The following is a 17,441-nucleotide window of genomic DNA, read 5'->3' as shown; positions in this document are numbered from 1 at the left end:
TTTAAGCCTGTTCCAACGAGGTTTCAACACGGTTGGCCGGGATCTTCTTCTCGGCAACCAGGCGAGCGTGTTGCTCGGCTTCGATGCGTTCGATCACGTCGACCGGCACCATGTAGCCTTGGTCATCACGGGCAGCGTGAACGATGAAGTAGCCGATGGTGCCCACCAGGCTCACGATGGCCAGCCACCAGATGTGCCAGATCATCGCGAAACCGAACACGGTCAACAGCGCGCCCATCACAACGCCGGTAGCGGTGTTGTTAGGCATGTGGATCGGTTCGTAACGCGCAGGCTTCTGGTACGCAGTACCGTCTTCCTTGGCTTCGGTGAACGGATCGATGCTGTCAGCCTTCGGCAGTACGGCAAAGTTGTAGAACGGCGGTGGCGACGAAGTCGACCATTCCAGGGTGTGTGCATTCCATGGGTCGCCGGATTCGCACATGTTCTGCTTGCGATCACGCACGCTGACATACAGCTGGATCAGCTGGCAGGCGATACCCACAGCGATCATCAGTGCACCCACCATGGCAACGTACAGGTACGGTACCCACTCAGGGTTGGTCGTGGCGTTCAGACGACGGGTCATGCCCATGAAGCCCAGAGCGTAGAGCGGCATGAACGCGACGAAGAAGCCCGAGATCCAGAACCAGAATGCAGCCTTGCCCCAGCCTTCGTGCAGCTTGAAGCCGAACGCTTTCGGGAAGTAGAAGCTGAAACCTGCGATGTAGCCGAATACTGCGCCGCCGATGATCACGTTATGGAAGTGAGCAATTACGAACAGGCTGTTGTGCAGTACGAAGTCAGCACCCGGGATAGCCAGCAGTACGCCGGTCATGCCGCCGATCGCGAAGGTCACCATGAAGCCCAGGGTCCACAGAACCTGGCTGGTGATACGCAGACGACCGTGATAGATGGTGAATAGCCAGTTAAATAGCTTCACCCCCGTCGGGATGGAAATCAGCATCGTCGCCAGTCCGAAGAACGCGTTGACGCTGGCCCCCGAACCCATGGTGAAGAAGTGGTGCAGCCAAACCATGAAGCCCAGTACCGAGATCGCGCCCGAGGCGTAGATCATCGAGTGGTGACCGAACAGGCGCTTGCCCGAGAAGGTCGAGATCACTTCAGAGAAGATACCGAACGCTGGCAGGATCAGGATGTACACCTCAGGGTGACCCCATGCCCAGAACAGGTTCACGTACATCATTGGATTGCCACCAAGTTCATTGGTGAAAATGTGGAAATCCAGGTAACGGTCAAGCGACAGCAACGCCATGGTTGCAGCCAGGATCGGGAACGATGCAACGATCAGTACGTTGGCCCAGGTGCAGGTCCAGGTGAAGATCGGCATGTCCATCAGCTTCATGCCAGGGGCGCGCATTTTCAAGACGGTGGCCAGGAAGTTGACCCCCGTCAGTGTCGTCCCGAGTCCTGATAACTGTAGCGCCCAGATGTAGTAATCCACACCCACGCCCGGACTGTAGGCCAGGCCCGACAATGGCGGATACGCAACCCAACCGGTCTTGGCGAATTCGCCGACGCCCAGGGACAGGTTGATCAGCACTACGCCGGATACCAGCAGCCAGAAGCTCAGGGAGTTCAGGAACGGGAACGCAACGTCACGCGCACCGATCTGCAGCGGCAAGGCAAGGTTCATCAGGCCGGTGAAGAAAGGCATCGCCATGAAGATGATCATGATCACACCGTGGGCGGTGAAGATCTGGTCATAGTGTTCAGGAGGCAGGTAGCCAGGCGAACCCTCGGTGGCCATGGCCAACTGGGTACGCATCATGATGGCGTCGGCAAAACCACGCAGCAGCATGACCATGGCAACGATGACGTACATGACGCCGATTTTCTTGTGGTCGACCGAAGTCAGCCACTCGGTCCACAGGTAGGTCCACTTCTTGAAGTAAGTGATACCTGCAAACAGTGCCAGACCACCCAGCGCGATCATGGCGATGGTCACCATCACGATCGGCTCGTGGAACGGGACCGCATCCCAACTTAATTTACCAAACATCGTTTACTCCTCTGCCCCAGCAGTTGAATGCGAGCCCGTGTCAGAACCTTCAACCGCGGCCACTTCTTTCTTCTCGTGCTCGATCGGCTTGCCTGGCTTCATACCTTCGTACTTGTCGACGATTTTCTGAAACAGGTCCGGCTCGTACGTGGAGTACAGGGCGACTGGGTTGTTCTGGCTTGGTTTGGCAAGGGCGTCGTATTCAGCTTGATCAAGCTGTTTAGGTGCGGCCTTGACTTCGGCTACCCAGGCGTTGAAATCTTCCTGGCTCGTCGAGATCGCTTTGAATTTCATGCCGGTGAAGCCAGCACCGCTGTAGTTGGCGGAGATGCCTTCCATTTCAGCTTTCTCGTTCGCGATCAGGTGCAGACGGGTCTGCATGCCTGCCATCGCGTAGATCTGGCCACCCAGTGCAGGGATGAAGAACGAGTTCATCACGGCGTCGGAGGTGATCCGGAAATTAAGCGGGGTGTTCTCCGGGAACCGGATCTGGTTCACAGTGGCGATACCCAGGTCCGGGTAGATGAACAGCCACTTCCAGTCCAGCGCGACCACTTCGATGTTGATCGGCTTGACGTCGGAGTCCAGCGGACGGTACGGGTCCAGCTCATGGGTCGACTTATAGGTGATGTAACCCAGGGCGATGATGATGAGGATCGGCACCAGCCACACCGCGATTTCAATCTTGGTGGAGTGCGACCACTTCGGCGCGTAGGTGGCGCTGGTGTTCGACGCGCGGTATTTCCAGGCGAACGCGAACGTCATGATGATCACGGGCACCACGACCAACAGCATCAGCAGGGTGGCGGTGATGATCAGGTTGCGTTGATCCAGACCGACCTGACCTTTAGGGTCGAGCAAGGTCCACTTGCAGCCTCCCAGCATTAACATCATGCCAAGCAGCGGCAAAAAGCCTAGTAATCGGGGGTACCTGTTTTTACTCATCTCACGACCTCTAAAGCAGCTTGCGCAATGCAGTTGGGTTTTGATCGCCAACACTTCACCCTGCCAAGGGTTGGCATTTCTCTTCGATTGAATAAGGGCCTGCCCGTCGCACCTTGCGCGAATCGACACGTCCCGGGCTAGCGGTGAGTTCTTATTCGAATTCGTTGGTCAAAGGCCTTGTTACAGACCAATTCCATTTGGTGCGGATAGTTGAAAGGCTGCCGGCACCTGGGGTCGCATGAAACGTTACATCCGCTTCTCGACCGCCCTAGTTTGCTCAGGGGTGAGCAGCACCGGACATTCAGTGCGGGCGATTGTAGTTAGCTAGCGATGTATAAACCATGTCTTATCCAGAAATAATTTTTATCGTTTCCAGCAATAATCCTTCACCATTATTGCAAAGGTCCGCGATCGTATCGCGTTTGATTCTCTACAAAAACCACAAAAAATGCCGTGTTATTGGGCAATCTGCCACATCCCTTACAGCCTGTAAGGGCATCGAAAACGGATCCAAGTCCCCTAAAAACAAGGCATTCGGACATCGGGCAATGTCGCCGACCGCACGCCACTCGCGGCGTCGGCCAGACGACGAACTGACAGCCATAAAACGACGCTTCATGCAAATTTATGGCGCGTTTACGAGCGTCAGAAACGTCCTGCGACAGCTTCCGTGTGACAACATGTCGCACGCTGCGCACACCCAAACTTGCCCCGCGTCACGGCCTCTTCACAAATGCCTACAAACAAAAACGCCCCAGCCTTCTTTAGAGGAAGGCCGGGGCGTTGAGTTGTAACCGCTTAGGCGTTGCCCTGGCGATTACGGTAAATGCCCAGTGGCACCAGGATCACCGTCAGCACAAAGGCCACCAGCGCCCACTGGGCCAGGGACAGGCCGAGCACGGGCGGGTACGGCGTCTCACAGAAGCCGTCGACCTGGAACCCCAGGGGAAATACCGAGGCCAGCGGCAAGCCATCGACAATCGGTTGCAGCACGTCGATGCCGCAGCTGACCTTCGGAAAGAATTGGATGTACACGTGATAGCCGGCAGCGGCGACGCCCCCCAGGGCGCTGAGGGTCACCAGTGCTTCAAACACCGTGACACTGCGGGTGGTGCGCATGGCGGCACCGATGAAGGCGAAGATCGCGATCAGCAGCAAGGCATAACGTTGCAGGATGCACAGCGGGCAAGGGGCCTCGCCCAGCACCACCTGCATGTACAGCGCCCCGCCGATCAGCGCCAGGCAGATGATGCCCAGCAGTACCAGAAAGCGTCGCTCCCTGCCCAAACGCAATTCGTCGATCATCCCCGTTTCCCTTTAGCCAATGATGGTTGTGCCAATGGCCGCAAGTTTACACGCGGACGGTGAAAGTTGAGCAGTTGGCGTGTGGAGGTTTAAACAGGAGGCATTAACAGGAGATTAATCAGGGAAAATGGAGATCAAAATGTGGGAGCGGGCTTGCTCGCGAAAGCGGAGTGTCAGTCACTGAATGTGTGCCTGATACACCGCCTTCGCGAGCAAGTCGAATCGTCGCACCGCCGCTCCCACATTTTTGACCGAGTAAGTTATTCCAGAGCCGACGCCGGCCCAAAGAACTCATACCGGCTCTGCGCTTCCGGCACACCCAGGGCCTTCAAGTGACGCTTGATCGCCGCCATGAAGCCTTTAGGCCCCAGGAAGTACGCATCCACATCGCGCTCCTGCGGCAGCCACGCCGCCAGTTGCTCCTGGCTCAGCATCCCGACCTTGTCCGCCGCCGGGCTCACGCCATCATCCTCGGCGTAGCAATAGAAGCGCTTGAGCTGTGGATGCTGCGCCGCCAGGCCGTCCACCCATTCGCGGAACGCATGCACGCCGCCATTACGCGCGCAGTGGATAAAGTGAACCGGACGCTCGGTGGCCAGCGCCGCTTCGAGCATCGGCAATGTTGGCGTGATGCCCACGCCGCCGCTGATCAGCACCAATGGCTTGTCGCTGGCCGCCAGGGTGAACTCCCCCGAAGGCGGGAACAGATCGATGGTCGCACCCACCTGGAACTGGTCATGCAGGTAGTTCGACACCCGCCCACCGGCTTCGCGCTTGACGCTGATGCGGTACTGGCCCGAATCGCCACGCGCCGACAGGGAATAGTTGCGGCGCACTTCCTCGCCCTCCAGCACCAGCTTCATGCCGATGTACTGCCCAGGCTCGGCGGCCAGGATCGGGCCGTTATCCACAGGCGCGAAGTAAAACGAGATAATTTCCGCGCTCTCCTCCACACGCTTGACCAAGGTGAACGGCCGCGCGCCACGCCAGCCGCCCGGTGCTTGTTCCTTCTCTTTATAGATAGCCGCCTCGGCACCGATCAGGATGTCGGCCAATTGGCCATAGGCGGCGCCCCAGGCACTCATCACTTCAGGGGTGGCGATTTCGCTGCCCAGCACTTCGGAAATTGCCCGCAGCAGGCAGGTACCGACAATCGGGTAATGCTCCGGCAGGATCTGCAGGGCCACGTGCTTGTTGATGATCTTCGCCACCAGATCGCCCAACTGGTCGAGTTGGTCGATATGCCGGGCGTACATCAGCACGCCGTTGGCCAAGGCCCGGGGCTGGTCGCCGCTGGCCTGGTGGGCCTGGTTGAACAGCGGACGTACTTCTGGGTATTCGGACAGCATCATCCGGTAGAAATGGGTGATCAGGGCTTCGCCGCCACTTTCCAGCAGGGGCACGGTGGATTTGACGATGGCACGGTCTTGGGCACTAAGCATGGCAGACTCCTGAGTCTTCTTACTGAATACCCTTTACTACTCAGTATTCATGCCAACCAATAAATCCTTATAAATCAAATGCTTAATATTAATGTAGTCAGTATGACTTCCTACGTTATATAGTCACTATGACTACAAGGAGTCATTATGACTGCGAAGCCGCTGCTCACCACCCTGCTGCCCCTGGTCGCCGACCTGTCCCGCGAGTTGCCCGAAGGCGAGCGTTACCGGCGCCTGCTCCAGGCCATGCGCGCCCTGCTACCCTGCGACGCGGCCGCCCTGCTGCGCCTCGACGGCGAATGGCTGGTGCCGCTGGCGGTGGATGGCTTGAGCACCGACACCCTCGGCCGGCGCTTCAAGGTCAGCGAACATCCGCGTTTCGCCGTGCTGCTCAGCAGCCCCGGCCCTACCCGCTTTGACAGCGACAGCGAACTGCCCGACCCCTATGACGGCCTGGTGGATGGCCTGCACGGGCATCTGGAAGTCCACGACTGCATGGGCTGCCCGCTGTTTGTCGACGACCGGCCCTGGGGCCTGCTGACCCTCGACGCCCTGGATACCGAGCGCTTCGAACGGGTGGAACTGGACGCCCTGCAAGCCTTCGCCAGTCTCGCCGCCGCCACCGTCAATGTCGCTGAACGCATTGAACGCCTGGCCCTGCGTGCCGAAGACGAACACCAGCGCGCCGAAATCTACCGCCAGGCCAGCGGCCAGCAGCACAAGGAAATGATCGGCCAGAGCAAGAGCCACAAACGCCTGGTGGAAGAAATCAACCTGGTGGGTGGCAGTGACCTGACGGTATTGATCACCGGCGAGACCGGCGTGGGCAAGGAGCTGGTGGCCCAGGCGATCCATGCTGCATCAAACCGCGCCGAGAAACCGCTGATCAGCCTCAACTGCGCCGCCCTGCCGGAAACCCTGGTGGAAAGCGAACTGTTCGGCCACGTGCGCGGGGCGTTTACCGGCGCGCTCAACGAACGCCGGGGCAAGTTCGAGCTGGCGAATGGCGGCACGCTGTTTCTTGATGAAGTGGGCGAGTTGTCCCTCACCGTGCAGGCCAAGCTGCTGCGGGTGCTGCAAAGTGGCCAGTTGCAGCGCCTGGGGTCTGACAAGGAGCACCAGGTGGATGTGCGCCTGATCGCTGCCACTAACCGGGATCTGGCCGAAGAAGTACGCAGCGGCCGCTATCGTGCCGACTTTTATCACCGTTTGAGTGTGTACCCGTTGCAAGTCCCGGCGCTGCGTGAGCGCGGTCGCGATGTGCTGTTGCTGGCGGGCTTTTTCCTTGAACAGAACCGCTCACGCATGGGCCTGGGCAGCCTGCGCCTGACCAGCGATGCCCAGGCGGCACTGCTGGCTTATACCTGGCCGGGGAATGTGCGCGAACTGGAACACTTGATCGGCCGCAGCGCCTTGAAAGCCCTGGGTAACTGCCGGGAGCGCCCGAAGATTCTCAGCCTCAGCGCGGCGGATCTGGACTTGCCGAACGCCACCGCGCCACCGCTCGAAGCGCAGCCCGACCCCGTGCCGGACGTCACCGGCGACCTGCGCCTGGCCACCGAGAACTACCAGCGCCAGGTCATCAGCGCCTGCCTGGAACGCCACCAGCACAACTGGGCCAGTGCCGCCCGCGAGCTGGGCCTGGACCGGGCCAACCTGGGACGAATGGCCAAGCGCCTGGGCCTGAAGTAATGAACGGTGATTCTCAGGTAAAGGAGATCAAATGTGGGAGCTGTCGAGCCCCCCACACTAAACCTGCTTCGCCTTGTAGATTGGATTGATCGGCGCGCCAGCCTTGGGCTTGCGAAACACCAACACATTCCCCAGCATCACCAGCACCAACCCCGCCAACGCCGGCGCCGTCCACTGATAGCCCTCGGCAAACGCCGAGACGTTCAACGCCACCACCGGGAACAGCACGGTGCAATACGCCGCCCGCTCCGGCCCCATGCGCCCGACCAGGGTCAGGTAGGCGGTAAAGCCAATCACCGAACCCGGGATCACCAGGTACAGCAGCGAACCGATGTACCGGCTGTTCCATTCCATGTCGAACGGAATGCCCTGCACCGCGCAGTACATCGCCAGCATCGACGCACCATAGGCCATGCCCCAGGCATTGGTGGTCAGTGGCTTGAGGCCGGCCTTCTGCTGCAGGCTCGACAGCATATTGCCCGCCGAGAAACACATCGTACCGAGCAGCGCCAAACCCAGGCCGAACAAGGTTTGCGGGCTGGCGGTGTGCCCTACCAGTTCCGGCCAGAACAACAGCCCGAGGCCCAGCAAGCCAAGGCCGCCGCCCATCAACACATTGCGTGCGACCTTCTGCCCGAAGAACACCCGGGCGTTCAGCGCGTTCCACAAGGTGGCCGTCGAGAACACCACCGCCACCAGGCCGCTGGGAATCCACTGGCTGGCGGTCAGGAAGCACATGAAGTTGACGCAAAACAGGCACAGGCCCTGGGCCAGGCAGATCAGATGCCCGCGCCGGTTCATCACCTGCAGCTTGCGGCTGAGCAGCAGCATCACGAACAGCACCAGCGCCGCGAGGCCAAAGCGATAGACGATGGACACCGGAATCGCCACCACGCCCAGTTGCCACTTGAGGGCAATCCAGGTGGTGCCCCAGATCAGTACGGTGAGTAAATACAGGAAAAGGTTCATGGCGGGCTCCGAGGGTTGAGCCACAGTTTCGCCCCTGGCGGCACCAGGTCTCTTGCACATTCTTGCGCTTTTGTCGGCTGCCGGGATCACAGCCGCCGCCGCGGGGAGTAGGATGCAAGCCGTCAGAGAGTACGAATATGCCGCCACTGGAAACCCTGCAAGTCTTTCAATCCCTCAACCGTTCGCCCAACGCTCGCCTCGAGCTGTGCGCCGAGCTCGGTGACGGCTTGTCTGCAGCCTTGTGGAGCAACCATCACGACGCCCAGGATTACGAAGCCCCCGACCACCACACCTTGTCCTGCTACATCGGCGGTGGCACCGGCACCTTTCGCCGCGACCAGCCCGGCACCAAGGGCGGCCCGGACAAGCTGTGCATCTTGCCGGCCGAGCATCAGTCGGCCTGGGTGATCAACGGCGAAATCCGCCTGGCCCACGTGTATTTCAGCCCCGAGCAATTCGCCCTGGGCTGCGTCACCTTGCTGGACCGCGAACCCCGCGAGTTGCAACTGCGCGAGAGCACCTTCCTCGACGATGCGCGGCAGGCCCGGCGTTTTCACCAGTTGATCAGCCTGAACTGGAAAGAGCCCGGCGAACGCCTGCTGACCAGCAGCCTGGCCCATGAGATGCTCAGCCATACCTTGCTCAGCCAGGTGGGGATGCGCGAGGGTTTGCGTTTGAAAGGCGGGCTGGCCGCCCACCAGCGCCGGCAACTGGTGGAGCACATCGACCAGCAACTGGCGGAGCCGATCAGCCTGGGGCAGTTGGCAGGCTTGTGTGCGTTGTCGGAGTACCACTTTGCGCGGATGTTTCGCGAGAGTTTTGGACTGCCGCCCCATCAATATCTGCTGGCGCGGCGCCTGGCCCGCGCCCGGGAGTTGTTGCGGGGTGGGTCGTTGCCGCTGGGCGAGATTGCCCTGGCGTGCGGATTTTCCAGCGCGAGCCACTTTACCAACCGGTTCCGCCAGGCGATGGGCGCCACCCCTGGTGAATACCGGCAGGCGTTCCTGCCTTGAAATGCAATCTGCCTGACAGCACAGGTCCAATGTGGGAGCGGGCTTGCTCGCGAAAGCGGTGTGACAGTCAACACATGTACTGACTGAACCAGCGCATTCGCGAGCAAGCCCGCTCCCACCTTTGATCTTCGGTGCTCAATAGTCCGTGCTGTTGGCCAGTGCCGTGGCCAGGCGGTTTTCCAGCGCCTTGACCCGCGCGCCTGCGACCACGTAATTGTTGGTCACCATCGAAAACACCAGCTTGCGCCCATTGGCATCGGTGACATACCCAGTCAACGACGACACGCCACTCATGGAGCCGGTCTTGCCGTGCAGGTTGTTTTCCGCAGCGCTGCCCCGCAGGCGGTAACGCAGGCTGCCGCCCACCAGTCGCTGCGGATTACCGGCAACCGGCAACGCGTTGTACCAGGCGTTGAACCAGGGCTGTTTGCTGGCGGCCAGCAGCACATCCGTGAGGTTCTGCGACGACACCAGGTTACGCCTGGACAACCCTGAACCGTCCACCTGGTTCAACGTCGCCGTATCAATCCCCTGACGCTTCAGGAACCCGGCCACCGCCGCCACACCGGCAGGCGCCGTACCGGCATTCACGGTCTTGCGCCCCATGCTCTTGAGCAAGGCTTCAGACATGTTGTTATTGGAAAGCTTGAGCAACGGCGTGATCAGTTCCTGCAACGGCGCCGACTCATGCAGCGCGAGCACCGTCGCCGTGGTCGGCGTCACACCCCCGATCATCCGACGCCCCTGCACGACAATCCCCTGCTGCGCCAAGGCCTGTTCAAACAGGTTGGCCACCAGTTGCGTCGGCTCCCACACACTGACCAGTTGCGGGCTCTGCCTGCCCGGCGCCAACGCGCCACTGAGGCGCAACAGGTTGGTGCCGTGCTGGCGATTGATTCCATAGCTGTTGCCTGCGCCGCTGACCGCACGGTTGCTGAGCTGCACGTAATCGGTAGCCGGGCTGATCTCCACCGTCACCGGGCGCCCTGCCACGACCGGCGCCCTGGCCGTGACCAGCAGGGAGCCCGCATCAAAGTCGTCATTGGGCGACACCGTCAGCGCCGAAATCTGCGCGCCGTAGTAGGTGCTTTCATCGTCCTGGGACCAGTCGGTGCCCAGGCGCTCGGCGTCGAAGAACGTGTCGTCGAACACCAGGTCGCCCCGCACCTGCCGGATGCCCTGCTGCGCCAGGTTGGCCGCCAGCGCCTGGTAATCCGCCCACTGGATCGTCGGGTCGCCCAGGCCGCGCAGGTAGAGGTTACCGTCAAGCACCGCGCCCTGGCGGATGCCGTCGCTCAACAGTTGCGTGGAAAACCGATACTGCGGCCCCAGCACATCCATCGCCGCCGCAGTGGTCAACAGCTTGAGGCTCGAAGCCGGGCTCAGCCGTGTGCGTGGGTTGTGCTGGTAGAGCGTGTTGCCGCTGCGGGCATCACGCACCATCAGCGATACGCTGGCGCCGTGCAGTGCCGGGTCGGCCAGCAACTGGTCGAGGCTGGCGCTGGTGGAAGTTTTCGGCGCCGTGGCGCAACCGCCCAGCAACAAGCTCAAGCCCAGCAGCAGCCCGCCGGTGTGTGTCCATCGTCCCAACTGCATCGCTATCGTGTTCCCGCAAAGTCATTAATGGCGGCCACGCTAGCAGCTCGACAACCGTATGGCGAGGCAGCCGGCTACCGCGCCATAGGGTGTAGCCGAATTTAGAACGTCAGAGTGCTGGACACCGACACCTGCCGCGCATCGCCGATGGACACGAACTGGGTGTTCACGGCCGAGGTGTAATAGGTGCGGTCAAACAGGTTCTTCACGTTGAGCTGGAACTTGACCTTCTGCCCCTCGATTTTAGTGTCATAGGTGGCGAACGCATCGGCCACGGTGTAGCCCGGCAGTTCGAAGCTGTTGGCCGCGTCCCCTGCTCGCTCGCCGACATAACGTGCCCCGGCGCCGACCCGCAGTTGGTCGCCACCGAGAATGCTGCCGAAGTCATACACCGCCGACAGCGAGCCGGTGTTCTTCGCCACGTTTTGCAGGCGATTACCTTTGTATTCCGGGTCTTCGGTAACCTCTGCATCGGTGTAGGCATAGCTGCCGATCACGCTCCACTTATCCGTCAGTTGGCCGCTGGCATCCAGTTCCAGGCCTCGGGAGCGCACTTTGCCGGCGACGCTGTAGACCGAGGTCAAGCCATCGCCGACCTGCACCAGCACGTTGCGTTTTTCGATGTTGAACAGGGCGGCGCTGGCGGTGATGCGCCCCGGTATATCGAGCTTGGTCCCCAACTCCCAGGACTTCGACTGCTCCGGCTCAAGGCTGCCATCCAGCACACTTTTGTTCGCCAGCGGTGCGATGGTGGAGTTGGGCTTGAACGACTCGGTGTAGCTGCCATAGAACGACAGCTCGTCAGTGTAGCGGTACACCAGGCCCGCGCGTGGCACCCACTTCTGGCCATTGCCGTCGGTGTTGGCGGTGAACGGGACACCCTTGCCGGCGTATTGGTCGTACATCTGATAACGCGCGCCGCCCACCAGGATCCACTGGTCAGTGAGGTGGATCGCATCCTGCAGGAACAGCGAGTCGCTGCGCAGCAGGTCCGTCTGGTTGCTGTCCGGCGCGCTGACGGTGGTGCCCGCCACTTCATTGCCATAGACCGGATCGTTGTAGTTGAACGTGCCACGGGGCGCCTGGCGGATCAGGTCGGCCCGGTAGATCTTGCGGTATTCGTCATCCAGGCCGAAGGTCAGGTCATGCTGCATGCCTGCGACGTTGACCTTGCCTTCAAGGCTGGCGGTGGCGAAGCGGTCGGTGGTCAGTGCGCCCTGGGTGCCGTCCATGCTGCGGGCCAGGGTGCCATTGGCGTTGACCTTGACCACACGCACCTGGCTGGCGTCGTAGGTCTCGCGGTTCCAGCTGTAGCCGAAGTGGGCTTTCCAGTCGTCATTCAAATCGTGGTCGGCCTCGAAGCGGTACAGGTCGGAGCGGCCTTCCATGTTGTTGAAGGGCTCGTCCAGGCGGCGAGTCGACGGGATGTTGAGCGGGTGGTTGGTCTTGGGGTCGATGGCGGTGCCCCGGTCGAACGGCGAGAGAAACTCCCGGTGCTCATAGGCAAACAACAGCTTGGTGTTGTCGCCGTACCAGGCCAGCGACGGTGCGATCAGGCTCTCGCGGTGAGTGCCGTAGTTGCGCCAGTAATCTTCGTCTTCGTGATCGACGATCAAGCGGTACGCCAACCCGCTGTCACCGATGGGCCCTGTGGTGTCGAGGTTGCCGCCGCTGCCGTTCTTGCCGTCGCCAAAGGTCGAGCCGCGCACGGTCAGCGAGGTGGATTGGATCAGCTCGGGTTTCTTGCTGACGATATTGACCACGCCGCCCGGATCCTGGATGCCATACAGCAACGACGACGGGCCCTTGAGCACTTCGACGCGCTCGGCGGTGGAATTCAGCGCGCGGCCCTGCACCAGCGGCATGCCGTCCTGCATGATCGAACCGTTTCGGTTGTCACCAAAACCCCGCAGCATCACCGCGTCCTGGGTGCTGCCCAAGGTGTTGGCCTGGGTGATGCCACTGATGTTGGCCAGGGCATCGTCGAGGTTGCGCGGCTGTTGATCGCGCATCACCTGGGCCGGTACAACGTTGACAGTCTGTGGGGTTTCCAGCAGCAGGCCGTGGGAACGCATCACCGAACTTGTAGGCGGCGGTTGATAGCTGGTGGTATCCGAGGCCAGGGCGGCACCGTTGATGGTGGTGGCGCCGAGGTTCAGCGCGCCGTCGGTGGGCAGCGGTTCCAGGGCCAGGGTGCGGGCGTCGATCTGGCGGAAGGTGAAGCCGGAATTACCCAGCAGGCGTTGCATGGCCTGGGCCGCACTCATCTGCCCGGTGATGGCCGGGGCCTTGATGGCGTACGGCGCTTCGTCGGTGTAGACCACGCTGATGCCGGTCACCCGGGTGAAGTCGCTCAAGGCCTGGGGCAGCGGCTTGGCGGCCAGGGCAAAGTTGAACAGCGTGCTCTGCTGCTGCGCCTCGGCCGCCTGCGCCACGCCCAGGGGCAACAGCGCCAGCCCCGAAACTGCCAATACCGAGGCTCCCAGCCAATGTTTAACCGAACCCGCCGACGTTGCCCTGGACTTCATGCTTGAGAACCCGTGTGTAAAAAACGCTGTTAATGCGAATTAATCGCAGTTTCAAGCACTACACGGATGGCCGACAGGTTTACCTCACACCGATTTGAAAATAATTTCAGTCACGCCGGTTGGATCCGAAATCCGAAGCGCGGAACGTGCACATGCACGGTGCCGGCGCGGTCATCGGTGCGCCGCAGAATCAGCTCTTCGCGGCCGGCAAACAGCAACTCCCCGGCCACCGGATCGGTGCCGTAGTCGGTGGCGCTGATGGTCACTTGCTGGCCGGGCTTGAAGCCGTTCGGGTCTTCGAAGATTTCTTCCGGCAGGTTGGCCGGCATGGCATTGCGCGCGACTTCCAGGGCTTGCTCGGCACTCATCTGGCTCGACGTGCCATGCCCGAAACCCAACACCCGGGCGAGCCAGGCGGCCACCGCAGGATAGGTTTCCACCAGCGGCGAGGTGACCGACGATCCCATGAGGAACCACAACGGGTGCGCCAGGGCGAAGTCGGCAATCGACGGCTCGCCGAACAGGAAGTCGCCCTGCTGGTGCTGCAACTGCTGATTGATACGACCGATGATCACCGGCCATTGATGCTTGGCCTGATCCAGTTGCACACGGGTGGCCGTGCCGCCACTGAACAATTTGCTGCGGTCGGCCACCAGCACCTGGAGCATTTCCGGCGGCACTTTGGCGAACTTGACCGCCAGGGATTCCGGCTGGAACACCAGGCTCACGGCATGGGAGAACACCGTCGAATCAGCCCAGGCGGCGAAGCTTTGGCTGACCAGTTCCAGGCCTTGGGGAAACAGCGCCGGCACGGACTTTTCCTGCTCCAGGCGGCGGGCGATCAGTGCGGTGTCGCAGTAGATATCGGCGCCCACCTGCAACACCGGGGTCTTGCGATAACCACCGGTGAGGGCCGTCAAGTCAGGCTTGGGCATCACCGGCGAGATGTGCACCGAACGCCAGGACAAGCCCTTGAAGCCCAGCAACAGGCGGGCTTTTTCGGCAAATGGGGATTGCGGGTAGTGGTGGAGGATCAACTCAGTCATGCCAGGCTCCGCTCAATGAGTGAGCGTCCAGCTTAGCCTGCAAACCCGGCAAAGGCGCGCATGGGAACCTATCAGTCAAACTGATGGGCCGATCGCCGCCAGGCACTCCTTGGCGCTTTTCTTGAGTTTCTTGATCAGCCGTTCCTGGCGCAGCGCCTCGGCCTTGCTGATGCATGCCTCGGTGTACACCAGCGCCACGGCGGGGCTCGAGAGGAAAAACCGTGCGCCCTTGCCACTCTGGTGCATGGCAAAGCGGCGCACCGGGTCATTGCTGATGCCGCAATAGAGCGAGCCATTGGCGGCGCGCACCAGGTAGACAAACCACGGTTTGGCTTCAGAAGGAGTCGTCACGGATCAATTCGGCAAACCATAGGAACGCCAATCTTATCAACGACTGGCCTGGAACGCCTTCAACCCTTTCAGCGCCTGGGCCCGCACGGCGTTTTTCACCAGCGGCGTCCAGCCCAGCAACAGGCCTTTGGTGCCCAACGCCTGCCGCGACCAGCGCCACAGGTCAAAGTGGTCGTGGTGCTCGCAGATCTTGCCGTCACGAAACACAAAGCGCGCCCGGATATCGTTGACTACGGTGTTGCCCGTCGCACTGAACAGGTAGGTCGCCACCCAGTGGGCGCTGCCGGTGATTTCATCGCTGCGCACACTGTCGAAGGTCAGGGAAAAGTCCTTGGCCCGGGTGGTCAGCATGCGCCACATGTCGCCGGCATCACGGCCACGCAGTTCACCGAATGCCGGGTCGCTGAACACCACGTCGTCGCTGTAGCAGGCGCTCATGGCCTCGGCATCCAGGCGCTGGAAGGCACTGTAGAACTCGGTGATCAAGGCGTTATGGGCGTCGCTCATGGGCAGGTTCCGCAAAAGAAGTTGGGATGGCCGGTACGATAATCCCCAAGGCCGGGGAACACTACTGGCATCAACGCCAGGAATACCTCATCCCGTCCCTTCAGGGCACCATTCCGCTGCTGCGAGCATAGTGGAACAAATCCACATCGGTGGAGATACACAGCCGGTTCATCGCGGTACTTTTCTGTTTGCTGATGGTGGAGATGCTGCGATTGACCCGCGCGGCAATCTGGCTGACGGTCATGCCGCTGGCCAGCATGCGCACCACTTCGCGTTCCTTGCCCGACAGTTGCGGCGGTTGTGATTGATCGCCCGTGCCCGCCTGCACCAACTGGGTTCGCAGGGACTCGCTGACGAAGGTCTTGCCCTCGCAGACTTCCTTGATGGCCGTGGGCAACTCCTTGGCCGACGCACTCTTGGCGACAATGCCTCGGGCGCCCTCGGCGAACGAGGCACGCAGGGTGGCGATATTGGCGAACATCGTCACCAGGATCACCGGCACCCCGGGGTATTGGCGTTGCAACAAGCCCAACAACACATAGCCGTCAGCCTGCTGCCCGCCCGGCATGGCGAAGTCCGTCACCAGCACATCGCAAGGGGTGCTGCCCAGTACCCGCAGCAGCTCATCCGGGCCGTTGGCCTCACCGACCACCTTGCACTTGCCGTTGGCCTCGATCACCACCTTCTGCCCGATCCGAACAATGGGATGATCGTCAGCAATAATTACGCGAAGCATAGAAATCCATGAGTGATGGCAAATTGATTTGCGCAAAATAACCCTGTCCGTCCCGGGCAACAACCGCCCACCTGGGAGCGGTTTTCAATGGCGTCCCGTGTTCTTAAGCGGGTGATTTTTTACCTACAACAAAAAAGGAAACCACCTACAAACTAAGCCCACAGACAGAGGTAATACCCCCTACAGAATCGCTGAAAATGTCATAAATCTGTCAAATAGCGCAGATACACCAGCAGGTCCTGGTCGAACCGCTGCAATGCCCGCCTGTTGCACCGGATCCCGTGCTTGCGCACCTGTTCGATCAACTCCCCCGCACAGCGATCCAGCTCCGTCTCGCCAAAAAACGCCAGGCTTCCCGCCAGGCGATGCAGGCAGTCGACCAATGCATGCGGGTCGACGATGCGGCAAGCCTGTACCAGGCCTGCGTAATCAGCCTCGGCCTCGCGCACCAGGGTGCGCAACATCTGGTTCACCACCTGTTCATCGCCAAATGTCCTGATCAGTTCGGCACGAGTCGGCCAGTGCGCCCCGGCGCAGGCTGTGGCAGGCGGGTTCGTACTGGCGCCCGGCGGCTGTGGCAGCCACTGCTCCAGCACCCCGCGCAATTGTTCCAGGGTCAGCGGCTTGAGCAGCCAGGCATCCATGCCGGCCTCAAGGCAGCGGCGGGCATCGTCCGCAGAGAGTTTGGCGGTCAAGGCAATGATCGGCACACGCGGGCGGCTGTGTACGGCCTCTCGCCGCCTGATCTCACGAGCCATGCTATAGCCATCCAGCACCGGCATGCGGCAATCGCTGATCACCAGGTCGAAATGCCGCAGGGCGATGGCGGTCAACGCGGCCTGCCCGTTGCACACCAGTTCGTGATCGACTTCGAATTTTTGCAGGAACCAGCCCATCAAGGCGCGATAGGCCTGATGGTCCTCGACGATCAGCACGCTCAGGTGCTTCCAGTGAACAGGAGGACTGCGCCATGGCACCGTTTGCTGCCTGGGGGCGTCGTCAGCAAACACGCTTGGCATCATGGCCACCTCGATATCGGCGCCGACCTGCCAGGGCCATCAGACGGCCCTGGCATATCGTCTAGTGAGGGTGCGCTTGACGGTGATCCTTAACCCATCAGCCTGGCACCCATTACCGAATCAAGCTATCCACATGAATACCACTCTTGCGATACAAGAACTACGAAAAGACAGTTTTTCCTACAGCTCCGCCCACCTATTCCGACTTGACGCAGGCGAGCTAGAGGGATAGCGGATTGTCGTAATTCTTGTATTTCCCCTCCTCTCCCCCG

General features: G+C 61.0%; 14 protein-coding genes. 2 read left to right on the top strand and 12 right to left on the bottom strand.

What is annotated here, in order from left to right:
- Nucleotide 1 precedes the first annotated feature (1 nt).
- From cyoB to hmpA, 4 genes are all read right to left on the bottom strand, one after another.
- Entirely contained in the window at nt 2-2,020 is a 2,019-nt protein-coding gene (gene cyoB / locus HX814_RS20255; protein WP_003216371.1) for a cytochrome o ubiquinol oxidase subunit I, read from the bottom strand.
- Nucleotides 2,021-2,023: 3 nt separating this feature from the next.
- Entirely contained in the window at nt 2,024-2,965 is a 942-nt protein-coding gene (gene cyoA, locus HX814_RS20250) for a ubiquinol oxidase subunit II (protein ID WP_008435619.1), read from the bottom strand.
- Between the two features lie 798 nt (nt 2,966-3,763).
- Nucleotides 3,764-4,270: a disulfide bond formation protein B gene (locus tag HX814_RS20245; protein WP_003216367.1), complete on the bottom strand. Its 507-nt coding sequence runs from the start codon at nt 4,268-4,270 to the stop codon at nt 3,764-3,766.
- 260 nt (nt 4,271-4,530) lie between these two features.
- Complete coding sequence (gene hmpA, locus HX814_RS20240) at nt 4,531-5,712, bottom strand: NO-inducible flavohemoprotein (RefSeq protein ID WP_102369858.1); 1,182 nt, start codon at nt 5,710-5,712, stop codon at nt 4,531-4,533.
- 147 nt (nt 5,713-5,859) lie between these two features.
- On the opposite strand from hmpA, the gene norR reads away from it, so the two are divergent.
- On the top strand, nt 5,860-7,404 hold the full coding sequence (norR, locus tag HX814_RS20235; protein ID WP_087692812.1) for a nitric oxide reductase transcriptional regulator NorR: 1,545 nt from the start codon (nt 5,860-5,862) through the stop codon (nt 7,402-7,404).
- A 57-nt stretch (nt 7,405-7,461) separates the two neighbouring features.
- Here norR and HX814_RS20230 read toward each other — a convergent pair whose 3' ends face one another.
- Nucleotides 7,462-8,373 carry a DMT family transporter gene (locus HX814_RS20230; RefSeq protein WP_177008767.1) on the bottom strand — a complete coding sequence of 304 codons (912 nt, stop codon included), beginning with the start codon at nt 8,371-8,373 and terminating at the stop codon, nt 7,462-7,464.
- 137 nt (nt 8,374-8,510) lie between these two features.
- On the opposite strand from HX814_RS20230, the gene HX814_RS20225 reads away from it, so the two are divergent.
- On the top strand, nt 8,511-9,386 hold the full coding sequence (locus HX814_RS20225; RefSeq protein ID WP_177008766.1) for a helix-turn-helix domain-containing protein: 876 nt from the start codon (nt 8,511-8,513) through the stop codon (nt 9,384-9,386).
- Nucleotides 9,387-9,521: 135 nt separating this feature from the next.
- On the opposite strand, the gene dacB is transcribed toward HX814_RS20225, so the two are convergent.
- The 7 genes from dacB to HX814_RS20190 all read right to left on the bottom strand — a co-directional run bounded on the left by dacB (nt 9,522) and on the right by HX814_RS20190 (nt 17,085).
- Nucleotides 9,522-10,982 (bottom strand): D-alanyl-D-alanine carboxypeptidase/D-alanyl-D-alanine-endopeptidase, encoded by a 1,461-nt coding sequence (gene dacB, locus HX814_RS20220; RefSeq protein WP_177008765.1) that lies wholly within the window; start codon nt 10,980-10,982, stop codon nt 9,522-9,524.
- A gap of 101 nt (nt 10,983-11,083) precedes the next feature.
- Complete coding sequence (locus HX814_RS20215; RefSeq protein WP_177008764.1) at nt 11,084-13,510, bottom strand: TonB-dependent receptor; 2,427 nt, start codon at nt 13,508-13,510, stop codon at nt 11,084-11,086.
- Nucleotides 13,511-13,620: 110 nt separating this feature from the next.
- Entirely contained in the window at nt 13,621-14,556 is a 936-nt protein-coding gene (locus HX814_RS20210) for a glutathione S-transferase family protein (protein WP_177008763.1), read from the bottom strand.
- A gap of 75 nt (nt 14,557-14,631) precedes the next feature.
- Nucleotides 14,632-14,907: a GIY-YIG nuclease family protein gene (locus HX814_RS20205; RefSeq protein WP_003216354.1), complete on the bottom strand. Its 276-nt coding sequence runs from the start codon at nt 14,905-14,907 to the stop codon at nt 14,632-14,634.
- A 36-nt stretch (nt 14,908-14,943) separates the two neighbouring features.
- Nucleotides 14,944-15,414: a nuclear transport factor 2 family protein gene (locus HX814_RS20200; RefSeq protein WP_008435632.1), complete on the bottom strand. Its 471-nt coding sequence runs from the start codon at nt 15,412-15,414 to the stop codon at nt 14,944-14,946.
- A gap of 100 nt (nt 15,415-15,514) precedes the next feature.
- Entirely contained in the window at nt 15,515-16,150 is a 636-nt protein-coding gene (locus HX814_RS20195) for a response regulator transcription factor (RefSeq protein WP_003216351.1), read from the bottom strand.
- A gap of 200 nt (nt 16,151-16,350) precedes the next feature.
- The gene (locus HX814_RS20190) at nt 16,351-17,085 is read right to left on the bottom strand and encodes a response regulator (RefSeq protein WP_003216349.1); all 735 of its coding nucleotides are present in this window, start codon (nt 17,083-17,085) and stop codon (nt 16,351-16,353) included.
- Nucleotides 17,086-17,441: the final 356 nt, after the last annotated feature.

Source organism: Pseudomonas sp. C8002 (assembly GCF_013385765.1).
Lineage (GTDB): Bacteria > Pseudomonadota > Gammaproteobacteria > Pseudomonadales > Pseudomonadaceae > Aquipseudomonas.
This window is presented reverse-complemented; position numbering and strand designations above follow the sequence as displayed.